This window comes from Archangium sp. Cb G35 (assembly GCF_001896145.1).
Taxonomy (GTDB): domain Bacteria; phylum Myxococcota; class Myxococcia; order Myxococcales; family Myxococcaceae; genus Archangium; species Archangium violaceum.
In genome coordinates this window covers 628,802-635,558 of the sequence record NZ_MPOI01000006.1, presented here as the reverse complement: position 1 = coordinate 635,558, position 6,757 = coordinate 628,802, and the positions used below count along the sequence as shown (strand labels likewise).

The following is a 6,757-nucleotide window of genomic DNA, read 5'->3' as shown; positions in this document are numbered from 1 at the left end:
GCGCCAGACAGCTTGCCCATTGCTCCGATGCCGGCGTTCGCGATGGAAGAGAGGCTCATTGTTTTCTCCTATACACTTCTAAGGCTGGCGACGCTGTGGAGGTGCAGCAGCCACCTGACATCCTGATTATCGGTCCGGCCCTCACGGAGTTTCCTCCTTCTTTTCCGGATCATTTTTTTCCCGGGGCCTCCTCCACGGCACCGCGCACCACGGCTCCAGTTCCACGGCGCAACCGGCGGCAGGTGCCAAGTGGCCCCAAAAGCGAAACCGGCCTCGCGACACCTCTTATCGAGGAGCGCGAGACCGGTTGGGACTACCCAGCTGCAGGGGGCGCTATCAGCCGCCGATGTTGCGGATGACGGACATCGCCATCTCGTGCATCTGCTTCATCATCTGCGTGATGAGCTGGGTCAGCTCCTGCTCCTTCTGCATCTTCATCTGCGCCTCCATGAACGGCTTCATCTCGGCGGGCGCCTTGTCCAGCATGTCCTGCTGCGCGCCAGACAGCTTGCCCATTGCTCCGATGCCGGCGTTCGCGATGGAAGAGAGGCTCATTGTATTCTCCAGTGTTTTCGAAGGGTTGGTAACTCGGTGGGGGTGCAGCAGCTACCTGACATCCTGATTATCGGCCCCTCCCCCTCGGAGTTTCCTCCTTCTTTTCCGGATCATTTTTTCGGCGTCCCCTCCTGCCCCACGGCTCCACCTGGCCCCAGTTCCACGGCGCCGCCAGAGGCAGGAGCCGAGTGGCCCCAAAAGCGAAACCGGCCTCGCGACGCCTCTTATCGAGGAGCGCGAGACCGGTTGGGACTACCCAGCTGCAGGAGGCGCTATCAGCCGCCGATGTTGCGGATGACGGACATCGCCATCTCGTGCATCTGCTTCATCATCTGCGTGATGAGCTGGGTCAGCTCCTGCTCCTTCTGCATCTTCATCTGCGCCTCCATGAACGGCTTCATCTCGGCGGGCGCCTTGTCCAGCATGTCCTGCTGCGCGCCAGACAGCTTGCCCATTGCTCCGATGCCGGCGTTCGCGATGGAAGAGAGGCTCATTGTATTCTCCAGTRTTTTCGAAGGGTTGGTAACTCGGTGGARGTGCAGCAGCCACCTGACATCCTGATTATCGGTCCGGCCCTCACGGAGTTTCCTCCTTCTTTTCCGGATCATTTTTTTCCCGGGGCCTCCTCCACGGCACCGCGCACCACGGCTCCAGTTCCACGGCGCAACCGGCGGCAGGTGCCAAGTGGCCCCAAAAGCGAAACCGGCCTCGCGACACCTCTTATCGAGGAGCGCGAGACCGGTTGGGACTACCCAGCTGCAGGRGGCGCTATCAGCCGCCGATGTTGCGGATGACGGACATCGCCATCTCGTGCATCTGCTTCATCATCTGCGTGATGAGCTGGGTCAGCTCCTGCTCCTTCTGCATCTTCATCTGCGCCTCCATGAACGGCTTCATCTCGGCGGGCGCCTTGTCCAGCATGTCCTGCTGGGCACCAGACAGCTTGCCCATGGCTCCGATACCGGCGTTCGCGATGGAAGAGAGGCTCATTGTCGTCTCCAGGAATTCGTGGGGTTGGAACTTGGGTGGGGTGCGCAGCAGCTACCTGACAACCTGATTATCGGCCCCTCCCCCTCGGAGTTTCCTGCCCCTTTTCCGGATCATTTTTTCCCGGCGTTTCCTCCACGGAACGACGCACCGCAGCTCCTGCCTCACGGCGCAACCGGCGGCAGGTGCCAAGTGGCCCCAAAAGCGAAACCGGCCTCGCGACGCCTCTTATCGAGGAGCGCGAGACCGGTTGGGACTACCCAGCTGCAGGGGGCGCTATCAGCCGCCGATGTTGCGGATGACGGACATCGCCATCTCGTGCATCTGCTTCATCATCTGCGTGATGAGCTGGGTCAGCTCCTGCTCCTTCTGCATCTTCATCTGCGCCTCCATGAACGGCTTCATCTCGGCGGGCGCCTTGTCCAGCATGTCCTGCTGCGCGCCAGACAGCTTGCCCATTGCTCCGATGCCAGCGTTCGCGATGGAAGAGAGGCTCATTGTGTTCTCCAGTGTTTTCGAAGGGTTGGTAACTCGGGAGGGGTGCTGCAGCTACCTGATGACTTGATTATCGGCCCCTCCCCCTCGGAGTTTCCTCCTTCTTTTCCGGATCATTTTTTTCCCGGCGCCCCCACTCGCCCCACAGCCCCAAAAGCGAAACCGGCCCCGCGAGGCCTCCTGGGAGGACCGCGCGAGACCGGTTCGGACCAACAACCGCAGAGGGAGCTATCAGCCGCCGATGTTGCGGATGACGGACATCGCCATCTCGTGCATCTGCTTCATCATCTGCGTGATGAGCTGGGTCAGCTCCTGCTCCTTCTGCATCTTCATCTGCGCCTCCATGAACGGCTTCATCTCGGCGGGCGCCTTGTCCAGCATGTCCTGCTGCGCGCCAGACAGCTTGCCCATTGCTCCGATGCCGGCGTTCGCGATGGAAGAGAGGCTCATTGTATTCTCCAGTGTTTTCGAGGGGTTGAAAAACTAGCCCTTCACGTTGCCGAGGCCGGGGTTCTTCATCCACGTCTTGAACTCCTCGAGCTTCTGCTTCTCGGAGTTCGCATCAGCGGGGGCGGCGGGAGCCGGAGCGGTCTCCGGGTTGAGCGTCATGCCGCTCTTGCGCTGCCCCGAGCCCTCGAAGCCATCCTTCGGGCCAGCGGCGGAACGCTGCTGGGCCGCCGGCGCCACCGGGGCACCACCCGCGGCGGGAGTACCCTCGAGCAGGGCGCCCACGAAGCCCGCCGGGATCGGCGGCGCACCCTCGGGCCACTCCATCTGGCCGGTGAAGCCGACCGCGGCCAGACGCTCCTGCATGAACTCCACGACCTCCATGATGATGGTCGGAGGAGGAAGGACCGGGTCCTTCGTGAAACGAATGAACGCGTCCTTGACGTCCGTGTAGAGGTTCACGTTCAGAGGCACGCCCACCTTCGTGTTCGCGACCAGCTCGTGCATCTTGCGCAGCAGCGGCTGGGCGGTACCCGTGGCGGCCTTGGCCTGCTTCTCCAGCGCGGCCAGCAGCTTCTCCCGCTTCGCCACCAGCTCGGGCGGCTCGACAGGAAGGGGATACTCTTCGTTGGCGTTCTGCTTCTTCGACATGAGCGCGTCTCTTTCTGCGGGGGGAGGCGGGAAGTCTCAATGCACGACCCCACCCATGTTAGGGATGGATGGATTCCCGGATCAAGCCAGCAAACTCGTAAACCCATGACCCAAGGGGTCATCTGCCGGCTCAGCGCTGGGTCAGCGCCGTCAGCATCGCCTCGGCCTTGTGGGCCAGCGGCTCATCCGCGTCCACCAGGGAGGGGATGCGGCGCAGATCCTCCACCGCCTGCGCCTTCTGTCCCAGGGACAGGCGGACCTCGGCGCGGCCCACGTAGGCCTGGGCATCCCGGGCATCCAGCTTGAGGGCCACGTCGTAGGCGGCCAGTGCGCCCTGCGGGTTGCCCGCCGCCATCTCCACCACCCCGAGCGCCTTGGCGAAGTAGGCGTCCGCGGGATTCACGGCGTAGAGGCCCTGGAAGAGCGTGCGCGCCTCGGCGATGCGGCCCTGGTAGAAGAAGATGTAGGCCGTCTTGGCGATGGCGTACAGCTCATCGTCCGTGTAGCCGCGCACGTCGCGCAGCGTCGCCTTGCCGTCCGCCCAACGCTGCACCATCGACGTGAGGCGGGCCTCGTCCTGGGGGTTGTTGCTGTCGGATGCGGCCATGGCGCTAGAACCCTTCCTCCTGCTGCTCCTCGCGCATGCGGCGCTGGATCTCCTGGACCTCGGAGTGGACCTGGCCCACCAGCGCCAGCATCTGCGCCTCGCGCTGCAGCAGGCCCTTGAGGCGATCCATGCGCTCCGGGGGCGCGTTGATGCGCGCCATGCTCCGCTCCAGCAGCTGGCGCTGATCGCTGTCCCCTCGCCCGGCCACGCTGCCCAGGTAGGGACGATCCGAGAAGCCCTCCAGGTCCGCGTCATGACCCTTCGGGTTGGGCGGCGTGGGCAGCCGCAGCTCCTCCGAGGAGTGCGCCGGGCCGATGAAGTCCAGCAGCGCCGCCGAGGCGAGCGCCGGGCTCTTCGGGTTGCCCGCCTTGCGCTTCTTCCGGTCGAACTGGGAGGGATCGACCAGCTTCTCGCGGACCGCGCGGGGGCCGCCCCAGGGCCAGACGGGTGTTCTCGGGGGCTGATTATTGATTTTGGCCATGGCCTGGATTGAACCTCACTGCCGGGATGGGACGCCAGAGTCTACCGTACTCGACTCAACGCTTGCCGCCTGCCTGCTGCTCCCGCTGGAGCTCGAAGATGAAGTTGAGGACCTCCGCGACGGCGTCGTACAGTTCCTCGGGGATCTCCTGGCCCACGTCGATGCGGTAGAGCGCGTTGGCCAGCGACACGTTCCTCATGACGGGGATGTTGTACTGCCTGGCGATCTCCCGGATCTTCTCCGCCTTGAGCCGCATCCCCTTGGCCACCACGCGCGGAGCGGTGTCCTTCTCCTTGTCGTACTTGATCGCGATGGCCATCTCGGCGTCGTCACTCATGGGAACCTCGCGTCAGGGACAGGGGGCGGGGCCGCTTCAGGCCCGGGCCGCCGGAGTGGGATTCTTCAGGCTGTAGACGAAGTTGAGCACCTCGGCCACGGCGTCATACAGCTCCTCGGGGATCTGCTCGCCGACCTCCACGCGCAGCAGGGCGTGCGCCAGGGGCACGTTGCGCAGCGTGGGCACGTCCGAGTCGCGCGCCAGGGCCTTGATGCGCTCGGCCTTGAAGTCCAGGCCCTTGGCCAGCACCTTGGGCGCCACGTCCCCGTCCTTGTCGTACTTGAGCGCCACGGCCACGTGGTCCGGGTTGGTGACGATGACGTCCGCATCCTTCACGGCCTCCATCTGCGCGCCTTCCAGGAGCTCGTGCGCCATCTCCTTGCGCTTGGCCTTGTTGTGCGGATCGCCCTCGCTCTCCTTGTATTCCTTCTTCACGTCCTCCTTCGACATCATCTGGTCCTTCATGTACGACTTGCGCTGCCACCAGACGTCGAAGATGCCGAAGAGGAAGAAGACCATGCCCACGCGCACGGCGACGCGGTAGGTGAGCTCGCCCATGATGGCGAGGATGGTCGGGACGTCCCGGCGCACCGTCTCCACCACCAGGGGCATGGAGTCGCGCACCACGCCATAGGTGACGTAGGCGGCGATGCCGATCTTCGACAGGTTCTTGATGAGCTCGACGACCTGCTTCTTGGTGAAGAGGTTCTTCAACCCCTCGATGGGGTTGAGCTTCTCCAGCTTGGGCATCAGCGGGTCCATCGTGAACAGCGAACCCACCTGAAGGAACTCCACCAGGCCACCGATGACGGCCACGGCCCCCACCACGGGCAGGGTGAGCAGGAGCACCGCGTTGAGCCCCATGGTCATGAGCTGACCGGTGGCCGCCGCCAGATTCTCCGGGTGCGCGATGTGCTCGAAGCTGAAGCGGAACAGCTCGCTGACGCGCTCCTCCACGCTGGACCAGGTGGCCTTGACCACCCCCAGGCCCACCACAAAGCCGAACACGGCCGTCAGGTCCTTGCTCTTCCAGACCTGGCCCTTCTTGCGTGCGTCGTCGAGCTTCTTTTGTGAGGGTTCTTCTGTCTTCTCGTCGGACATGGCGAAGACCCTGGATCAGCCGAGCAGGCGGATGGCGTGGCGGAGCATGGCCAGCATGGCGGCGAATTCCGTCTGCATCCGCTCCGTGATGAGGCCGAGCGACAAGAAGATGATGACCACGCCCACCAGGGGCTTGATGGCCATGGAGATGAAGAACACCTGGACCTGGGGCGCCACGCGGTTGACGGCGCCCAGCGCCATGTCCGTGAGGAAGGCGGCCAGCATGGCCGGCGCGGCGAGCGCGAGGGAGATCTTCAGCAGGTCCGCGAAGGAGCGGATGAAGAGCTCGAAGAAGGCCCACTCGCCCATGCTGAAGCGCGGGAAGCGGTCCAGGGGGACGATGGCGAAGCTCTCGGCGAGCGCCTCGATGACCAGGTGGTGGCCGTTGAGGGTGAGGAAGAGCACCACCGCCAGCTGCACCTTGAGGCTGGAGAAGATGGACACCTGCGTGCCGAGCTGCGGCACGTAGAGCTGGGCGTTGTTGCTGCCGGACATGGTGTCCACGAGGTTGCCGGCCACGCGCGCCGCCTCGAAGACGACGTTGATGATGGTGGCCAGCGCCACGCCGATGAAGATCTCCTTGAGCATCAACCCGATGTAGGGGAACGCGCTGGTGGGGAGGGCCCCCATGCGCGCGCTGACGGCCGGGAAGAGCACGCCGGAGAGCATGACGCCCACGCCCATCTTGATTTCCGGGGGGATGACCTCGCCGCCCAGGAATGGGGAGAGCACCAGCACCGGCATGATCCGGCACATCAGCAGGCCCATGGTGAAGATGACGAGCGAGAGGTTGGCCTGCTCCGTCATCCGGGCGATGACATCGGAGACGTTCATTTGATCAGCGCCGGGAACTGATCGAACACGTGGAAGGTGAAGCGGATGAGCTGGTGGCCGATCCACGGGCCGGCGAGCGCCAGCACGCCGAAGACGATGATGACCTTGGGAGCGAACGAGAGCGTCTGCTCTTGAATCTGCGTGGTGGCCTGGAAGACGGCGATGATGAAGCCCACCAGGAGGCTCATCAGCACCGGCGGGGCCGAGACGACGAGCACGAGGTAGAGCGCCTGCTGGAGGATGGAGTTCAGCTGGTGCATGT

The 6,757-nt window shown here is 64.2% G+C and carries 12 protein-coding genes; all 12 read right to left on the bottom strand.

Annotated features, from left to right (window positions below; genetic code table 11):
- Nucleotides 1-336: 336 nt before the first annotated feature.
- Nucleotides 337-555, bottom strand: coding sequence for a hypothetical protein (locus BO221_RS21485; RefSeq protein WP_043405211.1), 219 nt, complete (start codon nt 553-555; stop codon nt 337-339).
- A gap of 275 nt (nt 556-830) precedes the next feature.
- A complete protein-coding gene (locus BO221_RS21480) occupies nt 831-1,049 on the bottom strand; it encodes a hypothetical protein (RefSeq protein ID WP_043405211.1) in 219 nt (72 codons plus the stop codon).
- A gap of 277 nt (nt 1,050-1,326) precedes the next feature.
- A complete protein-coding gene (locus tag BO221_RS21475) occupies nt 1,327-1,545 on the bottom strand; it encodes a hypothetical protein (RefSeq protein ID WP_043405211.1) in 219 nt (72 codons plus the stop codon).
- 276 nt (nt 1,546-1,821) lie between these two features.
- The gene (locus BO221_RS21470; RefSeq protein ID WP_043405211.1) at nt 1,822-2,040 is read right to left on the bottom strand and encodes a hypothetical protein; all 219 of its coding nucleotides are present in this window, start codon (nt 2,038-2,040) and stop codon (nt 1,822-1,824) included.
- A gap of 228 nt (nt 2,041-2,268) precedes the next feature.
- Entirely contained in the window at nt 2,269-2,487 is a 219-nt protein-coding gene (locus tag BO221_RS21465; protein ID WP_043405211.1) for a hypothetical protein, read from the bottom strand.
- A gap of 33 nt (nt 2,488-2,520) precedes the next feature.
- Entirely contained in the window at nt 2,521-3,135 is a 615-nt protein-coding gene (locus BO221_RS21460; protein WP_073562325.1) for a hypothetical protein, read from the bottom strand.
- A gap of 130 nt (nt 3,136-3,265) precedes the next feature.
- The gene (locus BO221_RS21455; protein WP_043405121.1) at nt 3,266-3,742 is read right to left on the bottom strand and encodes a SycD/LcrH family type III secretion system chaperone; all 477 of its coding nucleotides are present in this window, start codon (nt 3,740-3,742) and stop codon (nt 3,266-3,268) included.
- Nucleotides 3,743-3,746: 4 nt separating this feature from the next.
- Complete coding sequence (locus tag BO221_RS21450; protein ID WP_073562324.1) at nt 3,747-4,223, bottom strand: hypothetical protein; 477 nt, start codon at nt 4,221-4,223, stop codon at nt 3,747-3,749.
- A gap of 55 nt (nt 4,224-4,278) precedes the next feature.
- On the bottom strand, nt 4,279-4,560 hold the full coding sequence (locus BO221_RS21445; RefSeq protein WP_073562323.1) for an EscU/YscU/HrcU family type III secretion system export apparatus switch protein: 282 nt from the start codon (nt 4,558-4,560) through the stop codon (nt 4,279-4,281).
- 36 nt (nt 4,561-4,596) lie between these two features.
- Entirely contained in the window at nt 4,597-5,661 is a 1,065-nt protein-coding gene (gene sctU / locus BO221_RS21440; RefSeq protein ID WP_073562322.1) for a type III secretion system export apparatus subunit SctU, read from the bottom strand.
- A gap of 15 nt (nt 5,662-5,676) precedes the next feature.
- Nucleotides 5,677-6,495 carry a flagellar biosynthetic protein FliR gene (locus BO221_RS21435; RefSeq protein WP_073562321.1) on the bottom strand — a complete coding sequence of 273 codons (819 nt, stop codon included), beginning with the start codon at nt 6,493-6,495 and terminating at the stop codon, nt 5,677-5,679.
- The gene (fliQ, locus tag BO221_RS21430) at nt 6,492-6,755 is read right to left on the bottom strand and encodes a flagellar biosynthesis protein FliQ (RefSeq protein WP_073562320.1); all 264 of its coding nucleotides are present in this window, start codon (nt 6,753-6,755) and stop codon (nt 6,492-6,494) included. Before fliQ ends, BO221_RS21435 begins: the two co-directional genes overlap by 4 nt.
- Nucleotides 6,756-6,757: the final 2 nt, after the last annotated feature.

What these genes read in the sequence shown, in the direction of transcription:
- BO221_RS21485 (WP_043405211.1), bottom strand. Translation starts at nt 555, where the DNA reads ATGAGCCTCTCTTCCATCGCGAACGCCGGCATCGGAGCAATGGGCAAG.
- BO221_RS21480 (WP_043405211.1), bottom strand. Translation starts at nt 1,049, where the DNA reads ATGAGCCTCTCTTCCATCGCGAACGCCGGCATCGGAGCAATGGGCAAG.
- BO221_RS21475 (WP_043405211.1), bottom strand. Translation starts at nt 1,545, where the DNA reads ATGAGCCTCTCTTCCATCGCGAACGCCGGTATCGGAGCCATGGGCAAG.
- BO221_RS21470 (WP_043405211.1), bottom strand. Translation starts at nt 2,040, where the DNA reads ATGAGCCTCTCTTCCATCGCGAACGCTGGCATCGGAGCAATGGGCAAG.
- BO221_RS21465 (WP_043405211.1), bottom strand. Translation starts at nt 2,487, where the DNA reads ATGAGCCTCTCTTCCATCGCGAACGCCGGCATCGGAGCAATGGGCAAG.
- BO221_RS21460 (WP_073562325.1), bottom strand. Translation starts at nt 3,135, where the DNA reads ATGTCGAAGAAGCAGAACGCCAACGAAGAGTATCCCCTTCCTGTCGAG.
- BO221_RS21455 (WP_043405121.1), bottom strand. Translation starts at nt 3,742, where the DNA reads ATGGCCGCATCCGACAGCAACAACCCCCAGGACGAGGCCCGCCTCACG.
- BO221_RS21450 (WP_073562324.1), bottom strand. Translation starts at nt 4,223, where the DNA reads ATGGCCAAAATCAATAATCAGCCCCCGAGAACACCCGTCTGGCCCTGG.
- BO221_RS21445 (WP_073562323.1), bottom strand. Translation starts at nt 4,560, where the DNA reads ATGAGTGACGACGCCGAGATGGCCATCGCGATCAAGTACGACAAGGAG.
- sctU (WP_073562322.1), bottom strand. Translation starts at nt 5,661, where the DNA reads ATGTCCGACGAGAAGACAGAAGAACCCTCACAAAAGAAGCTCGACGAC.
- BO221_RS21435 (WP_073562321.1), bottom strand. Translation starts at nt 6,495, where the DNA reads ATGAACGTCTCCGATGTCATCGCCCGGATGACGGAGCAGGCCAACCTC.
- fliQ (WP_073562320.1), bottom strand. Translation starts at nt 6,755, where the DNA reads ATGCACCAGCTGAACTCCATCCTCCAGCAGGCGCTCTACCTCGTGCTC.